Annotated in this window: 15 protein-coding genes; 6 read left to right on the top strand and 9 right to left on the bottom strand. The window is 31.9% G+C overall.

Annotated elements, in window-relative coordinates; translation table 11 throughout:
- Positions 1-7: 7 nt before the first annotated feature.
- The 3 genes from ACSIGE_RS02835 (at position 8) to ACSIGE_RS02825 (ending at position 3,293) form a co-directional block, all read left to right on the top strand.
- On the top strand, positions 8-1,630 hold the full coding sequence (locus ACSIGE_RS02835) for a S8 family serine peptidase (RefSeq protein WP_440881286.1): 1,623 nt from the start codon (positions 8-10) through the stop codon (positions 1,628-1,630).
- 85 nt (positions 1,631-1,715) lie between these two features.
- A complete protein-coding gene (locus ACSIGE_RS02830) occupies positions 1,716-2,663 on the top strand; it encodes an NAD(P)H-dependent flavin oxidoreductase (RefSeq protein WP_440881285.1) in 948 nt (315 codons plus the stop codon).
- A 180-nt stretch (positions 2,664-2,843) separates the two neighbouring features.
- On the top strand, positions 2,844-3,293 hold the full coding sequence (locus ACSIGE_RS02825; RefSeq protein WP_440881284.1) for a hypothetical protein: 450 nt from the start codon (positions 2,844-2,846) through the stop codon (positions 3,291-3,293).
- A gap of 39 nt (positions 3,294-3,332) precedes the next feature.
- Here ACSIGE_RS02825 and ribB read toward each other — a convergent pair whose 3' ends face one another.
- The 6 genes from ribB to tpx are packed head-to-tail and all read right to left on the bottom strand — an operon-like array spanning position 3,333 to position 10,006.
- Entirely contained in the window at positions 3,333-4,475 is a 1,143-nt protein-coding gene (ribB, locus tag ACSIGE_RS02820) for a 3,4-dihydroxy-2-butanone-4-phosphate synthase (RefSeq protein ID WP_440881283.1), read from the bottom strand.
- Entirely contained in the window at positions 4,453-5,928 is a 1,476-nt protein-coding gene (locus ACSIGE_RS02815) for an LptF/LptG family permease (protein ID WP_440881282.1), read from the bottom strand. Before ACSIGE_RS02815 ends, ribB begins: the two co-directional genes overlap by 23 nt.
- Before the next feature lie 29 nt (positions 5,929-5,957).
- Positions 5,958-6,635, bottom strand: a complete 678-nt coding sequence (locus tag ACSIGE_RS02810; protein WP_440881281.1) for a LolA family protein — start codon at positions 6,633-6,635, stop codon at positions 5,958-5,960.
- Between the two features lie 12 nt (positions 6,636-6,647).
- Positions 6,648-9,092 (bottom strand): DNA translocase FtsK, encoded by a 2,445-nt coding sequence (locus tag ACSIGE_RS02805; protein WP_440881280.1) that lies wholly within the window; start codon positions 9,090-9,092, stop codon positions 6,648-6,650.
- Positions 9,093-9,120: 28 nt separating this feature from the next.
- Complete coding sequence (locus ACSIGE_RS02800; RefSeq protein ID WP_440881279.1) at positions 9,121-9,501, bottom strand: diacylglycerol kinase; 381 nt, start codon at positions 9,499-9,501, stop codon at positions 9,121-9,123.
- A gap of 7 nt (positions 9,502-9,508) precedes the next feature.
- A complete protein-coding gene (gene tpx / locus ACSIGE_RS02795; RefSeq protein WP_440881278.1) occupies positions 9,509-10,006 on the bottom strand; it encodes a thiol peroxidase in 498 nt (165 codons plus the stop codon).
- Positions 10,007-10,185: 179 nt separating this feature from the next.
- Between tpx and ACSIGE_RS02790 the strand changes: the two genes are divergently transcribed.
- On the top strand, positions 10,186-11,514 hold the full coding sequence (locus tag ACSIGE_RS02790; RefSeq protein ID WP_440882175.1) for an MATE family efflux transporter: 1,329 nt from the start codon (positions 10,186-10,188) through the stop codon (positions 11,512-11,514).
- On the top strand, positions 11,501-11,728 hold the full coding sequence (locus ACSIGE_RS02785; RefSeq protein WP_440881277.1) for a hypothetical protein: 228 nt from the start codon (positions 11,501-11,503) through the stop codon (positions 11,726-11,728). Before ACSIGE_RS02790 ends, ACSIGE_RS02785 begins: the two co-directional genes overlap by 14 nt.
- 24 nt (positions 11,729-11,752) lie before the next feature.
- On the opposite strand, the gene ACSIGE_RS02780 is transcribed toward ACSIGE_RS02785, so the two are convergent.
- The 3 genes from ACSIGE_RS02780 to htpG form a co-directional block, all read right to left on the bottom strand.
- Positions 11,753-12,241, bottom strand: coding sequence for a hypothetical protein (locus tag ACSIGE_RS02780; protein WP_440881276.1), 489 nt, complete (start codon positions 12,239-12,241; stop codon positions 11,753-11,755).
- Between the two features lie 18 nt (positions 12,242-12,259).
- The gene (locus tag ACSIGE_RS02775; RefSeq protein WP_440881275.1) at positions 12,260-13,159 is read right to left on the bottom strand and encodes a hypothetical protein; all 900 of its coding nucleotides are present in this window, start codon (positions 13,157-13,159) and stop codon (positions 12,260-12,262) included.
- Between the two features lie 133 nt (positions 13,160-13,292).
- Positions 13,293-15,203, bottom strand: a complete 1,911-nt coding sequence (gene htpG, locus ACSIGE_RS02770; protein ID WP_440881274.1) for a molecular chaperone HtpG — start codon at positions 15,201-15,203, stop codon at positions 13,293-13,295.
- 190 nt (positions 15,204-15,393) lie between these two features.
- Between htpG and ACSIGE_RS02765 the strand changes: the two genes are divergently transcribed.
- The gene (locus ACSIGE_RS02765; protein ID WP_440881273.1) at positions 15,394-16,401 is read left to right on the top strand and encodes a 3-oxoacyl-ACP synthase III family protein; all 1,008 of its coding nucleotides are present in this window, start codon (positions 15,394-15,396) and stop codon (positions 16,399-16,401) included.
- Positions 16,402-16,425 lie beyond the last annotated feature (24 nt).

Raw genomic sequence — 16,425 nt, 5'->3', positions numbered from 1 at the left:
AGTTGACATGAGAACTAATGTACTTTTTTTATTAACCTTCTTATGGAGCCATTTTACGCATTCCCAAATAGAAGATGCCTGGATTTTTTTTAAAGACAAACCAGAGGTAGACACTTATTTATCGAATCCCATAGCAATGCTTTCTCAACGTGCCATTGATAGAAGAAATCGCTTGCAAATTTCATTAGATGAAAAAGATGTACCAATTGATGTAACTTATTACAATCAGATAAATGCTACTACCGGTATTACGGTAAAGGCTCGTTCAAAATGGTTAAATGCCTTACATATTAGAGGAACGAAAGAAACGATAGCTGCTTTGTTACCGGCTTTTGACTTTATTGAAAGTATTGAATATGCTGATAAACGTTTGAATAGAGTTGCTATAGATAACAGTACTAAAAATAAGCTCATCAATAACCATCAAAATAAGTTCAAGGCGTTACAAACTGAATTTGACTATGGTGTGTCAAGTACGCAAATTAAAATGCTAAATGCAGATTATTTACATCGAGAAGGATATACAGGTGAGGGCATGCATATAGCTGTCATTGACGGAGGTTTTTTAAATGTTGAAACACTTCCTGCTTTTCAAAGGTTAAGAGATCAAAACAAAATATTAGGAGGGTACGACTTTGTAAATAGAAGTCCTAATTTTTACAGCGCACACAGTCATGGAACTCATGTATTATCAAATATCGCAGGTTATATTGAGAATGAATTTGTAGGAACAGCTCCAGATGCATCATTTTACCTTTTTATTACAGAAGATATTTTAAACGAAACTCCACTAGAAGAAAGCTTATGGGTAGAAGCTGCCGAAAGAGCCGATAGTTTGGGCGTAGATGTTATAAATACCTCCCTAGGGTATACTACATTTGATAACAGAAATTATAGTCATACGTATAATGATTTAGACGGAAAAACAACCTTTATATCAAGAGGAGCAGAGATAGGAGCGTCAAGAGGAATGTTACTCGTAACATCCGCAGGGAATAGCGGTAGTAGTGCATGGAAATACTTATCAGCCCCTGCAGATGCCGCCGCTGTTTTTACAGTAGGAGCGGTAAATGCTTCAGAAAATATGGCTCAATTTAGTTCTTATGGACCTACTGCTGATGGTAGAGTAAAACCAGATGTTGTAGCTCATGGAGAGAATGTATATATAATCAATTATAATTCAGGCGAACCTAGCCGCGCGAATGGAACCTCTTTTTCATCCCCAGTTATGGCAGGTGCAGTAGCTTGTTTTTGGCAGGCATTTCCTAATTTAAAGCCTGTTGAAGTTATGGAAATTGTACGAAAATCTTCTCATAGATATGCAAATCCAACGGATCACTATGGATATGGAATACCCGATTTTGAACAGGCTTTTAAAGGATTAGGTACCGCTAATTTAACCGAAAAAACAACATTGAAAACATACCCCAATCCAGTTGAAGATTTGTTGTTTATTGATTATAATGAGCCTAATTTAAAAATATCTATTATCAATCCTATAGGCGTTGTTGTAAAGGATAAAGAAACTGTTTCGAATAGCATTGACATGTCTGATTTATCAGGAGGAATGTATATATTGCAAATAGAAAAAGAAGGACTTTTTCAAAAAATAAAATTTCTAAAACATTAGAGTGTCAATTTAGTTAGAACTGTAGCAGATTTTGTAAAAACAGAACAAGATAACCTACGGAAAAGCTAATTGATAAAGAATTACAATGACTAAAATAACAGAACTTTTTAATATTAAATATCCAATTATTCAAGGAGGGATGATTTGGGTTTCAGGATGGAAATTAGCTTCAGCAGTATCAAATGCAGGAGGTTTAGGGTTAATAGGAGCAGGATCAATGTACCCTGATGTGTTGCGTGAACATATTCAGAAGTGTAAAAAAGCAACAGATCGTCCTTTTGGTGTAAACGTACCTATGTTATATCCGGATATTGAAAAGATTATGGATATTATCGTAGAAGAAAATGTTAAAATAGTATTTACTTCTGCGGGAAACCCCAAAACATGGACACAATTCTTAAAAGATAAAGGAATCAAGGTAGTTCATGTTGTAAGCTCTGTCAAATTTGCATTAAAAGCTGAAGCAGCTGGTGTTGATGCGGTGGTTTGTGAAGGTTTTGAAGCAGGTGGGCATAATGGTAGAGAAGAAACAACAACTTTTACGTTAGTACCGATGGTTAAACAGAAGGTAAAAATACCTGTTATTGCAGCAGGTGGTATTGGAACTGGGAGAGGAATGCTTGCAGCGATGGTGCTGGGTGCTAATGGAGTACAAATAGGGAGTAGGTTTGCTGCTACTTTGGAGTCTTCTGCTCATGATAATTTTAAGAAAACAATTGTTGAAGTAAAAGACGGAGGAACGTATTTAACTTTAAAGGAATTAGCACCTGTTAGGTTGGTTAAAAATAAGTTTTATGAACAGATTCAAGAACTTTATCAAAAAAATCCGAGTATTGAAGAGATTAAAAACCTTTTAGGAAGAGCAAGAGCTAAAAAAGGAATGTTTGAAGGAGATTTAGAAGAGGGAGAGTTAGAAATTGGCCAAATAGCAGGGGTAATTGAGGAAATAAAATCAGCAAAAGCGGTTATCGAAGATATAATGGATGAATTTGATTCTGTAAAAGAAGAATTAACAGCGTTTTCTGTGTCATAAAATTGTTAAAATAAATTTTGGTTGACGCTCAAAACATAGCTAGGTTACCTTTTTATTGGTTACATACTATGAGTATAGTTTATTTATAGAGAATAAGTTGAAAATACTTATTCTAGAATAGATATTACAATATAAGGAATAAAGTGTTAAATTAGTAAAAGAATTAAAAACGCTTTATTTATGAAGTCATTTTTGCTGTTTTTATGGGTAATAATTACTTTAAACTATAATTCTCAAATAGGTGCTACTTCTGATGCAAGCAATGCAATTTGGCACACCTTGGTAACGAAATATACGATGTTTCAAAAAGAAAACAAAACACTGTTTATTGAATTGGTAGGGAATACAAAGAAGGATAAAAACTTTTTTTTTACACTAAATAGTAACAATCCATATCTCATAAATAAAGAGTCTAAAGGTTTTTTTATTAATAGTTATGCTAAAGGGCTAATGTTATTGAACAAAATTAGGGTTCCGCTTTTAGGTATCGCTTTTTTGGAGTTGGAGCAAACTAAATTGATTTCGCAAGAAATTAATTTTCTGAGATTATTTTTGGTCGTAACAGGAATGGTTACTGTTTTTGTAATAAGTAAATTGATGATTAGCTATTTTCAAAAGAAAAAGGGGTGAATGCCCCCTTCTTATATTATAACGTATATTGCATACGATTTAGTAAGTTACGTAATCGACAATTTCTAGTCCATACCCAATCATTCCAACACGTTTTTTCTGCTGTGTATTAGAAACAAGACGTAATTTATGAATGTGTAAATCGTGTAATATTTGGGCGCCAATACCAAAGTCTTTATAATCTAATATAACACTTGGGGCTTTCATTTCTCCTTTGAGTTGATTTTCTTTTAAACTTCGTAGTCTGTTAAGTAAGTTTAAAGATTGCGACTGCTGATTTATAAATAAAATAGCGCCTTTCCCTTCGTCATTAATTACTTTAAACATTTGATCCAACTTTTTATCCGCATTGTTGGTTAAAGTTCCTAAAATATCATTGTTTACTAGCGTGGAATTTATTCTTGTTAAAATAGGTTCATCTTTTGTCCAATTACCTTTGGTCAAAGCAATATGAATTTGATCGTTAGTAGTTTGTTTGTAAGCTCTTAAACGGAAATCTCCAAAACGAGTGTTAATATTAAAATCTTCTTTTTTTTCTATCAAAGAATCGTGCTCCATACGATAAGCAACCAAGTCTTCAATAGAAACGATTTTAAGATTGAATTTTTTGGCTACTTCAAGAAGTTCAGGTAACCTTGCCATGGTACCATCTTCATTCATAATTTCAACAATAACACCAGCTGGTTTTAATCCGGCTAAACGAGCAAAATCAATAGCCGCCTCAGTATGACCTGTTCTTCTTAAAACCCCTCCATTTTTTGCTTTTAAAGGAAATATATGACCAGGTCTGGCAAGTTCAAAAGGTTTCGTTTGTTCGTCTACAAGCGCTTTTATTGTTTTTGCCCTGTCAGAGGCTGAAATTCCGGTAGTTACACCATTACCCCTTAGGTCAACAGAAACCGTAAAGGCTGTTTCCATCGGATCTGTGTTGTTGCTAACCATCATGCCTAGTTCTAGAGCTTTACAGCGATCCTCGGACAGAGGAGTACAAATTAATCCTCTTCCATGAGTTGCCATAAAATTAACCATTTCGGGTGTAATTAATTCAGCAGCTGCAAGAAAATCTCCCTCATTTTCTCTATCTTCATCATCAACAACGATAATTACTTTACCGTTTTTTATATCATCAATGGCTTCTTCAATTGAATTTAAATGAATTTTACTGGAGGTTGTTGTGGTCATAGTCTGTTGTTGTATCTCTTTTTTTTGAGAAAATATTTTTAAAAAAGGTTAGTTTTGAATTGAAGAATCCGTTTATGTTAAAAAGGCCTTTATCTCTGGTTGCTCTTATGGTTAGAGTAATGGCTAAAGGAGTCATTAGTACAATGGCGAGCCAAGAACCTGAAAAAGCAGATATAGTACTTTCTTCGGCCATGTTTTTTCCAAAAGTATTGGTGAAGAAATAGAGTACATATATTGAAATTGCAAGAATCATAGGGAGTCCCATTCCCCCTTTTCTTATGATTGATCCAAGTGGAGCACCAATAAAGAATAACAGTAAACATGATAGGGAAAAAGCAACTCTATTATAGTATTCAATATCATGCAAGTTCATCCATTTTCTTCTATCTTTTAAATTGCTTTTGTAAGATTTATGGTTGTTGAGTGTTCTTTCTAATTTTGAAAGTGCAGTACTCATGATTTCATTCTGCTGATTTAGCTCAAAATTTGAGAGAATATCACTTGAAAGTTCCTTATTTTTTAAGGAGTCTGGATACGGGTGTAAATCATCAGTATCTATTGTTAAAAACAGGTTTTTAGAACGGTTAGTTATATAGTCATCATAGTTTTTCTTTAACGTGGGGATGGTATCTTTAAGCTGTTGCAAGCTAAGCATATTAAAATTCTTGGTATACTTGGTACTTTCTAAATCTGATCCATCGAGTGCAGAGATATCAATATTAATAGTATATTCATCAAAGTCAGCATGTGATGCTGGCATTTTTAAACGTTCTTTATAACTTGCACTTCTTTTAAAATGGTGTTCGAAATAATAGCCATTGTAGAGTTCTAAAGTCATATAGCGGCTTCCAGATTCTGATACAATTTTTCCTTTTTCGGCTGTTATTATTTTATTATTTCCCTTTTTTGATGATAAATCATAAATCAATACTTTTTTTAATAAGTTTTCTTCTTCTCCGTATTTTTCATCAAATTTAATTTGATAGTCGGGTATTTCGGTATTAAAACCACCGGGTACTAAAGCCAGTGCCGGTTGTTTTTTCTTTATATTGTATCTTAGGTTTAATTGTTTTAGTACGGCATAAGGATACATATAATTTAAAAACAAGAAATTAACAGCACTAAGAAATAAGGCTAAAAATAAAAGGGATCTCAACATTCTAGGTAATGAAATTCCTGCCGATTTAGCGGCAGCAAACTCATAATTCTCTGATAAACTTCCTAGAGTCATTATAGAAGATAATAGCACACCAATTGGAAGTGCCTGCGGAGCTGCCATAAGAGTAGAGTACCACAGAAATTTAAGAATAATCATAACACTAATTCCTTTACCAGCAAAACTGTCAAAAGCCAACCACAACATTTGCATAATTAATACAAATAGTATAATTAAAAATGTAGTTAAAAAAGGAACTAAAAAACTTTTAAGTATGTATCGGTCTAGTGTTTTCAAAGACGCAAAATTAACTGGTTTACATTAAATTAATCTATTATATAACCTAAATTTTTAAATTTATTTCTATCGAGTGAAAACGATTTTTCTGAAATGGGTTGGTCTTTTTTAAATTTAGTAATCGTAAATTTAGTTTCAGCACCGTTCGATCCAATTTGAATCAATTCATAAATGTGTTTTGTTTTAGGGTCAATGCCAAGTTTTACTTCAATTATATTTGAGTTGCTATCAATCGGGGTTAGATTGACATATTGAATTTTTCGACCTTTATGATTTTCTAGTTTCCCCATTTTATAAGTATACCCTTTTTGGTAAAAAGTTAACAATTTGGAAGGAGAAACAAAGCCATCTTCTTCCTCAATATCTCCAACCGAGATGACAATTTCCTTATCTTCATGGTTTACAACTGCGAGTTCTTTACCATCGAACAAAAAACTATTACCAAGATATTCTAAACTATATTTATCTTCAGCAATAATGATATTTCCTCTTATTGGAGGATCGTTAATAATACCCGCCTCTTTATTCGTTAGGTTTGAATTAAAACTAATAACCATATTTTTGTAGTTTTTAAGTTTTGAAGAGACTTCATTAAGTAATGTCTGTGCTCTAGCATCATTACTTTGTGCTACTACATTAACGCTCAAAAAAGCCGCTATGAAAACTAAGCCTACATATTTTAATCTTGTTATATTTTCTGTTCGCATATATATTTTATTCTAGTTGTTTTTTTCATTTTCTAATAATTGTTCCAAAGCAATCAAATCAGTAACTAAAACTTGTCTTGCTTTACTACCTTCAAAAGGACCAACAATACCAGCAGCTTCAAGCTGGTCAATAAGCCTTCCTGCTCTATTGTAACCAAGTTTTAGTTTTCGTTGTAATAAAGAGGCTGAACCTTGTTGTGCTGTAACAATAACTTCAGCAGCTTCTTTAAACAATTTATCACGATCTGCGATATCTATATCAACATTTGTGCCACCTTCTTCGCCTATATACTCAGGGAGTAAATGAGCTTCAGAATAGGCTCTCTGTGAGCCAATAAAATCGGTTATTTTTTCTACTTCAGGAGTGTCGACAAATGCACACTGAATTCGTGTTAAATCGTTGCCGCCAGAATATAACATGTCTCCACGTCCAATTAATTGATCAGCTCCAGGTGCATCTAGTATTGTGCGACTATCTATTTTAGAAGTTACTCTAAAAGCGATACGAGAGGGAAAGTTTGCTTTTATAATACCAGTAATTACATTCACAGATGGTCTTTGTGTAGCCACAATTAAATGGATTCCTATGGCACGTGCTAGTTGAGCTAACCTGGCAATAGGTGTTTCCACTTCTTTACCTGCAGTCATGATTAAATCAGCAAATTCATCGATTACTAGAACGATATAGGGTAAAAATTGATGCCCATTTTCAGGGTTTAGTTTACGTGCTTTAAATTTTGTATTGTATTCTTTTATATTCCTTACCATAGCATCTTTAAGTAAGTCATAACGAGCATCCATTTCAATACACAGAGAGTTTAAGGTGTTAACTACCTTAGTGGTATCTGTTATAATAGCCTCTTCTTCGTCTGGTAACTTAGCTAAGTAATGACGTTCTATTTTATTAAATAAGGTAAGTTCTACTTTTTTAGGATCGACCAAAACAAATTTAACTTCTGCAGGGTGTTTTCTGTACAATAATGAAGTTAAGATTGCATTTAAACCTACAGATTTACCTTGACCAGTTGCACCAGCCATTAATAAGTGCGGCATTTTTGCTAAGTCAACCACATAGGTTTCATTTGAAATTGTTTTTCCTAAAGCAATAGGCAGTTCCATTGGCGATTCTTGAAACTTCTTGGAAGAAATAACAGAATGCATAGAAACGATGGTTGCTTTTTTATTGGGTACTTCAATACCAATTGTTCCTTTACCAGGGATGGGAGCAATAATTCGAATTCCTAAAGCTGAAAGGGATAGAGCAATATCGTCTTCTAAATTTTTAATTTTAGATATTCGGACACCCGCTTCAGGAACAATTTCATATAAGGTAATAGTTGGTCCTACTGTTGCCTTTATTTGTTCAATACCAATTTTATAATTTTTTAAAGTTTCTACAATTTGATTTTTGTTGGCTTCTAACTCTGTTGGGTCAACTGAAATACTTTCATTATATTCTTTTAATAGATTAAAAGTTGGAAATCGGTAATTACTCAATTCTAATTTTGGATCAAACTCTCCAAAATCTTTTAGTAATTTATCTGATAAGTTTTCTGTTAAACTTTTTTCCTCTGCTATTTTTTCAATGGCAACTTCAACTTCTTTTATAGTTTCATCAGATACCTCTGGTTTTGAAATTGTTTTTGTTGGAGTTATTTCAAGAGTGATTTCTTCTTTTACATTTTTTTCTTTTTCTGAAACTCCTGAATGATTTTTTATAGTGGGAGTTAAATTTTCGACAGATGATTCGAAATTTGATTTTTTTACCGTTGTTGTATCTTCTTTTTGTTGACTGTTCTGAGTATTTTCATTTTGCGTTGCAGCTAATTTTTGTTCAAGATCGTTTTTCTTCAGCTTTTTCTTATCCTCTAAGTTTTTAACAATTTTGTCTGGATCAATGCTAAAGCGAATAATTAGGTAGGAAATTGCAAAGAAAAATAACAGAATAATTAAACCTGTTTTACCAATAAATGTTTGTAGGTATTCATTTAGTTCAAAGCCAATAATACCAGAAAGAATAACATATTTTTTATCTATAAAACCAAGAGATATAGAAGTCCACAACATGCCTAAAAGTCCCCAATTCCAGGATGATATAATATCCTTTAGATTTGATTGTAATAAAATTCTAGATCCCGTAAAAAATAAAATAACATTTAAAATAAATGCACCAAGTCCGAAGCCTTTGAAAACAATAAGATCACTAAGAATAGCACCAATTTTACCTAATAAGTTACTGGTAGGTAAAGTTCTGTCAAAAAAATGATTTAGTGTACTTTGGTCTTGTTTCCAAGTGTAAAAAAAAGAAATAAAAGCTACAGATAAAAAAATAGATAACAATATTAAAAAAGCTCCAAAAATGGTTTGATTTTGTCTATTTCGAAAAAAGGCTATTATTTTTGATAGAAAAGTAAAAGATTTTATTGATTTTTTGCTTGGTGTTTTCTTTTTAGTCATAAATAAATGTTAACCAGTATTTTAAACGTTAAAAAAGCGTGATAATTTTAGGTAAGTAGATAATACTTCCGATTATCATGGAAAATAAAGCTGCAAAAGCAGGTGCTCCAGCAGCTATATCTTTAATAAAACCTATTTTTTCGTCATAATCTGGATGTATAAAATCGGCTAATTTTTCGATAGCAGTATTGAGGGCTTCAGCAACTAAAACAAGCGCAATTGCTATAATTTGAAACATCCACTCATTTATTGATATCGAGAAATAAAAACCTATTATGGTGATTAAAATAGCAAAGAAAACTTGCGTTTTTATACTATCTTCTGTAGTAATAAGTAGTTTTACTCCGTTCAAAGCAAATTTAACACTACGTAACCGGCCTCTTATAAATCCTAATTTATGTTTATTCATATAAGTTTTAAAGTGCTTTTAATGCTTCTTCATAATTTGGTTCATCAACAATTTCTCCCACCTGCTCTGTGTAAACAATGTTACCATTTTCATTGATAACAACTACACATCGTGAATGAAGACCTTTTAAAGCGCCGTCAATGATTTCAAGACCGTATGTTTTACCAAAATTACCATCTTTAAAGTCAGAAAGCATAACAACATTTTCAATTCCCTCAGCACCGCAAAATCTTGCCTGGGCAAAAGGTAAATCCTTAGAAATGCAAATAACTTTTGTATTGTCAAGGCTAGCGGCTTTTTTATTGAATTCTCTTACAGAGGTTGCACATGTTCCAGTATCAACACTTGGAAAAATGTTTAGTACAATTTTATTACCGGCAAAAGAACTTAATTTTTTGTCAGAAAGATCAGATGCTGTTAGTGTAAAATCAGGAGCTTTTTCGTTTAAAGTAGGAAGGTTGCCAATTGTTTTGACAGCATTTCCTTGTAAGCTAATAGTTGCCATTTTTTTTCTTTTAAATTAAAAACCAAAGGTAATTAAATAATTTAAAAAAAAGAATGAGCTGAAATAGAATCAGAAGCAAAAGAAGTATCTTAGTAGCCTTAAATTATGTAAGTAAAAAATTGAAGATAGGATTGTATACAAAGGAGTTTCGTTACAATTGGAAGTTGGCGGCTCCTGTAATGTTGGGAATGTTAGGGCATACGTTTGTTGGTTTTATAGATAATATAATGGTGGGACAGTTGGGCACTGCTGAACTAGCGGCTGTTTCTTTGGGAAATAGTTTTATTTTCATAGCAATGTCATTAGGAATTGGCTTTTCAACGGCGATTACTCCGCTTATAGCAGAAGCCAGTTCATCCGATAATTTTCTTCAAGCCAAAGCTACCTTTAAACACGGTCTTGTTTTGTGCTTTTGTCTAGGGTTGGCTCTTTTCTTAGGAGTCTATTTCGCAAAACCAATGATGTATTACATGGATCAACCACCAGAGGTTGTTAAATTATCTTTACCTTACTTAGATTTAGTTGCTTTTTCATTAATCCCAATGATTACTTTTCAAGGATTAAAACAGTTCAGTGATGGAATGTCTATTACCAAGTACCCAATGTATGCTGCTTTAATCGCTAATATTTTAAATGTTGTTTTTAATTACTTACTGATTTTTGGTAAATTTGGTTTTCCTAATTTAGGAATTGTTGGAGCTGCCTATGGTACATTAATTTCAAGAACAATAATGGTTATATTTTTATGGTGGGTGCTAACAAAAAAAGAGCGTACTAAAAAACTAGTTACGAATATTAAATTCTTTATTTTAGAGTTTAAAATTATTAAAAAAATAATTAGTCTTGGAGCGCCAAGTGCAATGCAAATGCTTTTTGAAGTAGCTATATTTACTTCCGCAATTTGGTTGAGTGGTTTGCTAGGAAAAAATCCTCAAGCAGCCAATCAGATAGCATTAAACTTATCATCAATGACTTTCATGGTTTTCAATGGGCTAAATGTGGCTTCAATGATACGCGTAGGAAATCAAAAAGGGTTAAATAACTACCAAGAACTAAGAAGAATTGCATTATCTATTTTTTTAATGGGTACTATTTTAGCGGTTTTCTTTTGTCTTATATTTTTTGGATTTCATAAGTCATTACCACATTTATATATAGATTTTAATGACGTGCAAAACTATGAAGATAACATGGAGGTTTTAAAGATAGCCTCGCAACTATTAATAGCAGCTGCATTTTTTCAAATTAGTGATAGTATACAAGTAATGGTTCTAGGTGCTTTAAGAGGGCTACAAGACGTAGTGATTCCTACAATAATTACTTTAATTTCTTATTGGTTTATAGGGTTTCCTGTTAGTTATTATTTTGGAAGTAAAGAAATGTACGGAAGCTTTGGGATATGGTTAGGATTGCTCGCAGGTTTAACTTCAGCTTCAATTCTATTATATTTGCGCTTTAATTACTTAACATTAAAATTGATTAAAACAAAACATCATGAATTTACCTAAATTTTTACTTGCTGATAATAGTAAGCAACCAGAAGATATTTTTGTATTACATACTGAATATCCAAGATTTTTAATCAATTTAAAAGACGATGATGTTGAATGGTTTGAAGATGTATCAAGTGAAAATGAGCAAGATTTGGCTAACGAATTGGAAAGCTTAATAGAATTAGCAGGAAAATTCTACGATGATGAAATGAAACAATATGAACAATAAATAGAAATTGGTTAAGTCCAGTTTTTATTGTTTGATATCTTTAAGAAGTTCTTTAGCTTGATCTTTCCAGTTATCTCTTAAAATTCTTCCAGGGAAAAATTCGATTAATTCTGTAATAGCCTCAATTTCGTCTTTTGAAATTTTACTTAATTGTTCGTAATTATAAACACCAATACTGTTTAATTTTTTTTCAATAAAATCTCCAATACCATTAATTTGAGTAAGATCATCTTTGTTCTTTTCATCTCCCATTCCAATAATGTCAAATTTTAATTCTTTTGGATACTTTACTTCAATACCTCCTCGTTCAATAGTTTTTTTGGCGCGTATAGTAGTTGGTGCTTCTGTTTCTGTTTCTATATGAATTGCATTGTATATAGTGTCTTCTGTTTTACTTTCTTTATTGTTTTTGTAATGAAGCCAAGCAAAAATGTATCCTATTATAAAAGAACCAAACATCCAGAAAAAAAAACCGAATAAATGTAGATATTTCTCTGTTAAAAAAAGCGTCATATTTAAGGGATTATAGTATTAATTTATAATAATTTCAATTCTTTTATTTGTTGTTGTTTTATTTTTAAAAGCTTCTATATCACCTTTGGATATTATTTTTAGTTTGGATTTCACAATACCTATTTCTTTAAGAAACGAGGCAAATTGTTGGGCGAGTTCCAATCCAATTGAGTTACTTATTTCTGAGTCACTATTTTTATTTGAATGACCAATAATATTAACCACTTTATTAGGATTTGAAGTTAAAAAATCTTTTAATTCGAAAGCATATGTTCGTAACTGATTGTTGAGGATTAATTTATTATTTCTTACAAAACTATTTTGTATAGTCTTTGGTGATAGTTTACTATATAAAGAAGTCATTTTTTCTTTGGAGAGTTCAACGTAAAAAAGATCAATTCCTTCCGCGTAAAACCCATCATGATCGTAGTTGTAACTGATAATTGAGTCTTTAGTGTTAAGCTTTTCAGGATTTATTCCATGTTTTATCAATTTGTTTTTAATGTAATCTGCTCTTTTTTGACCAAAATTAGTATTATTGGACAGTAGTTCGTCAGGTAAACAGTGACCAACTATTAAAATTTCTTTTTTTGGATTGTTATTTAAAAAGTTAAAAATAGAGTCTTTGAAATAAAAGAACTGCTCAGGGAATAGAACCCTTGTATGAGAGGCATTTGTAACAAATTTATGCTTGAATTTTAAGGGATGTATTTCTTGCTTTATCTTGAGATGAGCTGTGTTTTTATTATTTTTCTTTAAAATACTTTTTAAAGTTTGGGTTGTTTCTTTATTTTCTTTGATGGAAGTGTTTTTTGTGTTTCTTTTCGATACGTCTTTTTTAAAATCAGGTCCCTGAATTACAAGAGCGGCAGAAGCCCAACAAAGAAAAAAGAGAAAAGCTTTAACGAAATTTTTCATGAATAAGGGATCATTAAGTTCATTAAAAATAAAAAAATATTTTTTTATTAGAAAAAAAGGTTTTTCGGATAAGTTATATAAAAAAAGCTCACCCTTAAAGGTAAGCTTTTTATAGAAATATTAAAATTAAATTTTACTTAATTAACTCATAACTTCTTTTAATGAAGTTGGTTAAGTCTTCTCCGTGTAATAAATTCTGTGATAATTTGGCCAAATCAAATGCTTGAGAAATAAGTTCCTTTTGCTTAGTTTCATCAGAATTTAAAATATCACTCACTAATTTATGATTTGTATTAACTACGAGGTTATACATTTCAGGTAAATTACCCATACCCATCATACCTCCACCAGTAGCACTCATTTCCTTCATTCGTCTCATAAATTCAGGTACCGTAATTAAGAAAGGAGTAGCTTCAGAGTCCATTGATTCTAGTTGAACAGTGTAAGACTCTTTTGGAACAGCATTCTCAATAATAGGTTTTAATTTATCTTTTTCCTCATCTGATAATTTTGATATTGAAGTTTCATCCTTCTTGATTAGATTATCGATGTGATCAGCGTCCACACGTGTAAATTGAATTTTTGCATCACCGCTAGATGTTTCAAGCTTTTGCATTAGGTGAGAAACGATAGGCGAGTCAAGTAATAATACTTGATAACCTTTTGCCTTTGCTGACTCTATGTAAGCATGTTGAGCATCTTTATTCGCTGCATAAAGAATAATATGATTACCGTCTTTATCAACTTGAGTATCTTTTGTTTTTTCTATAAGTTCATCAAACGTAAAATATGTGTCATTTACTGTTGGATAAAGGGTGAACTTTTTCGCTTTGTCAAAGAATTTATCTTCTGAAAGCATTCCGTATTCAATTATGACTTTAATATCATTCCATTTCTTTTCAAAGTCTTCTCGGTCATTTTTGAATAAAGAACTTAGTTTATCTGCTACTTTTTTGGTTATATAACCTGATATTTTTTTAACGGCTCCATCAGCTTGTAAATAAGAACGCGAAACATTTAAAGGAATATCAGGAGAGTCAATAACTCCTTTAAGCATTTGTAAAAAATCAGGAACAATTCCTTCAACATTATCAGTTACAAAAACCTGATTTTGATATAGTTGAATTTTATCCTTTTGCATATCTAAGTTCTGACTTAGTTTAGGAAAGAATAGAATACCTGTAAGATTAAAAGGATAATCAACGTTTAAATGAATATGAAATAAAGACTCCTCAAATTGCATCGGATAAAGCTCTCTATAGAAGTTTTTATAGTCATCAGCCTCTAAATCTGCTGGTTTTTTTGTCCATGCAGGATCTGTATTATTTATGATATCATCAACATCAATTTGTTTGTGAGGTTCTGTTGTTTCTTTCCCGTCTTTGTCTGTTGTTGTTTGTGGAGTAAAATCAGGATCATTTACTTTCTTTGTGCCAAATTTTATTGGTATTTGGTTAAATCTATTGTATTTTGTTAACAGTCCTCTTATTTTACCTTCTTCCAAGAATTCTTCTGAATCTTCAGCAATATGTAATATAATTTCAGTACCCCTATCAGATTTATCATGTTTTACTAAAGTGTATTCGGGAGATCCATCACATGTCCAATGGGCAGCATCTTCGTCTTTAAAAGATTTAGTGATTATCTCTACTTTATTTGCAACCATAAACGCAGAGTAAAACCCTAAACCAAAGTGACCGATAACACCTGTTTCGTTTTTATCATCTTTATATTTTTCTAAGAATTCCTCAGCACCTGAAAAAGCAATTTGATTGATATATTTTTCAACTTCTTCTGCTGTCATCCCTAAACCTTGATCGATAATGGTTAAGGTTTTATTTTCTTTATCAACTTTTACTTCAATCTTAGGCGCACCATATTCAACCTTAGCTTCTCCAATAGAAATTAAATGTTTAAGTTTTGTGGTAGCATCAGTAGCATTAGAAATAAGCTCACGTAAAAAGATTTCATGGTCAGAATACAAGAACTTTTTAATCAGTGGAAAAATATTTTCGACTGACACATTGATATTTCCTTTACTCATAAATTTATATATTTTGATTGTAAATAATTTCTTCTTCGCTATTTATGTCAAAAAAAATACCAAAAATAATAAAATGACAACATGACATATATTTTCGTCAAAGGATTTCTTATATTGTTTAGAAAATTATAAATCGCTACTTTTGACCGGCAAAATTTTGCATCTGAGTAAAAAAATAACGTAAAAAACTATGTATAGTTCGAAAATTTCAGGATTAGGGTACTATGTGCCCGAGAATGTGGTTACCAATAACGATTTAACCCAGTGGATGGATACTAGTGATGAATGGATTCAAGAGAGAACTGGGATAAAGGAACGTCGTTGGATTGATCCTAAAACAGGAGATACAACTTCATCAATGGGAGCGAAAGCTGCTACAATAGCTATTGAAAGAGCCGGTTTAACAAATAATGACATTGATTTTATAATATTCGCAACTTTAAGTCCTGATATGTACTTTCCAGGTGGAGGTGTTCGTGTTCAAGATTTGTTGGGAATGCCAACTATAGGGGCACTTGATATACGTAACCAATGTTCTGGTTTTATTTATTCACTATCAGTAGCAGATCAGTTTATTAAAACAGGAATGTATAAAAATATACTGGTAATTGGTTCTGAAAACCATTCAGGTGGATTAGAAAGATCTACTAGGGGAAGAGGTGTTACTGTTATTTTTGGAGATGGGGCAGGAGCAGCTGTTCTTTCAAGAAGTGAAGAAAAAGGAAAAGGTATTTTATCCTCTCATTTACATTCTGAAGGTAAACATGCTAAAGAACTTGCTCTAGAGGGACCAGCGACAGGTCGCTGGGTTGATGCAATTATGAAAGATAATGACCCCGATGATGTGTCTTATTATCCATATATGAATGGTCAATTTGTATTTAAGCACGCAGTGGTTCGATTCTCTGAGGCAATAATGGAGGGACTTGAAGCTAATAAATTGAAGAAAGAGGATATAGATATGCTTATTCCGCATCAGGCTAATTTACGAATAGCTCAATTTATTCAGAAAAAATTTCAATTATCTGATGATAAGGTGTATAATAATATTCAAAAGTATGGCAATACAACAGCAGCATCTGTAATTATAGCGCTAACAGAAGCTTGGGAAAAAGGAAAAATAAATGATGGAGATTTAGTTGTTTTGGCTGCTTTTGGTAGTGGATTTACATGGGGATCTGTGGTAATAAAATGGTAATAAAAATAAAAGATAGTGTGTATA

Source organism: Tenacibaculum profundi, assembly GCF_052050075.1.
Lineage (GTDB): Bacteria > Bacteroidota > Bacteroidia > Flavobacteriales > Flavobacteriaceae > Polaribacter.
This window is presented reverse-complemented; position numbering and strand designations above follow the sequence as displayed.

Bases quoted from the DNA above. Each gene is read 5' to 3' on its own strand.
- ACSIGE_RS02825 (WP_440881284.1), top strand. From the start codon at position 2,844: ATGAAGTCATTTTTGCTGTTTTTATGGGTAATAATTACTTTAAACTAT.
- ribB (WP_440881283.1), bottom strand. From the start codon at position 4,475: ATGACCACAACAACCTCCAGTAAAATTCATTTAAATTCAATTGAAGAA.
- ACSIGE_RS02800 (WP_440881279.1), bottom strand. From the start codon at position 9,501: ATGAATAAACATAAATTAGGATTTATAAGAGGCCGGTTACGTAGTGTT.
- ACSIGE_RS02810 (WP_440881281.1), bottom strand. From the start codon at position 6,635: ATGCGAACAGAAAATATAACAAGATTAAAATATGTAGGCTTAGTTTTC.
- htpG (WP_440881274.1), bottom strand. From the start codon at position 15,203: ATGAGTAAAGGAAATATCAATGTGTCAGTCGAAAATATTTTTCCACTG.
- ACSIGE_RS02805 (WP_440881280.1), bottom strand. From the start codon at position 9,092: ATGACTAAAAAGAAAACACCAAGCAAAAAATCAATAAAATCTTTTACT.
- ACSIGE_RS02790 (WP_440882175.1), top strand. From the start codon at position 10,186: ATGTTGGGAATGTTAGGGCATACGTTTGTTGGTTTTATAGATAATATA.
- ACSIGE_RS02775 (WP_440881275.1), bottom strand. From the start codon at position 13,159: ATGAAAAATTTCGTTAAAGCTTTTCTCTTTTTTCTTTGTTGGGCTTCT.
- ACSIGE_RS02830 (WP_440881285.1), top strand. From the start codon at position 1,716: ATGACTAAAATAACAGAACTTTTTAATATTAAATATCCAATTATTCAA.
- ACSIGE_RS02780 (WP_440881276.1), bottom strand. From the start codon at position 12,241: ATGACGCTTTTTTTAACAGAGAAATATCTACATTTATTCGGTTTTTTT.
- ACSIGE_RS02835 (WP_440881286.1), top strand. From the start codon at position 8: ATGAGAACTAATGTACTTTTTTTATTAACCTTCTTATGGAGCCATTTT.
- tpx (WP_440881278.1), bottom strand. From the start codon at position 10,006: ATGGCAACTATTAGCTTACAAGGAAATGCTGTCAAAACAATTGGCAAC.
- ACSIGE_RS02785 (WP_440881277.1), top strand. From the start codon at position 11,501: ATGAATTTACCTAAATTTTTACTTGCTGATAATAGTAAGCAACCAGAA.
- ACSIGE_RS02765 (WP_440881273.1), top strand. From the start codon at position 15,394: ATGTATAGTTCGAAAATTTCAGGATTAGGGTACTATGTGCCCGAGAAT.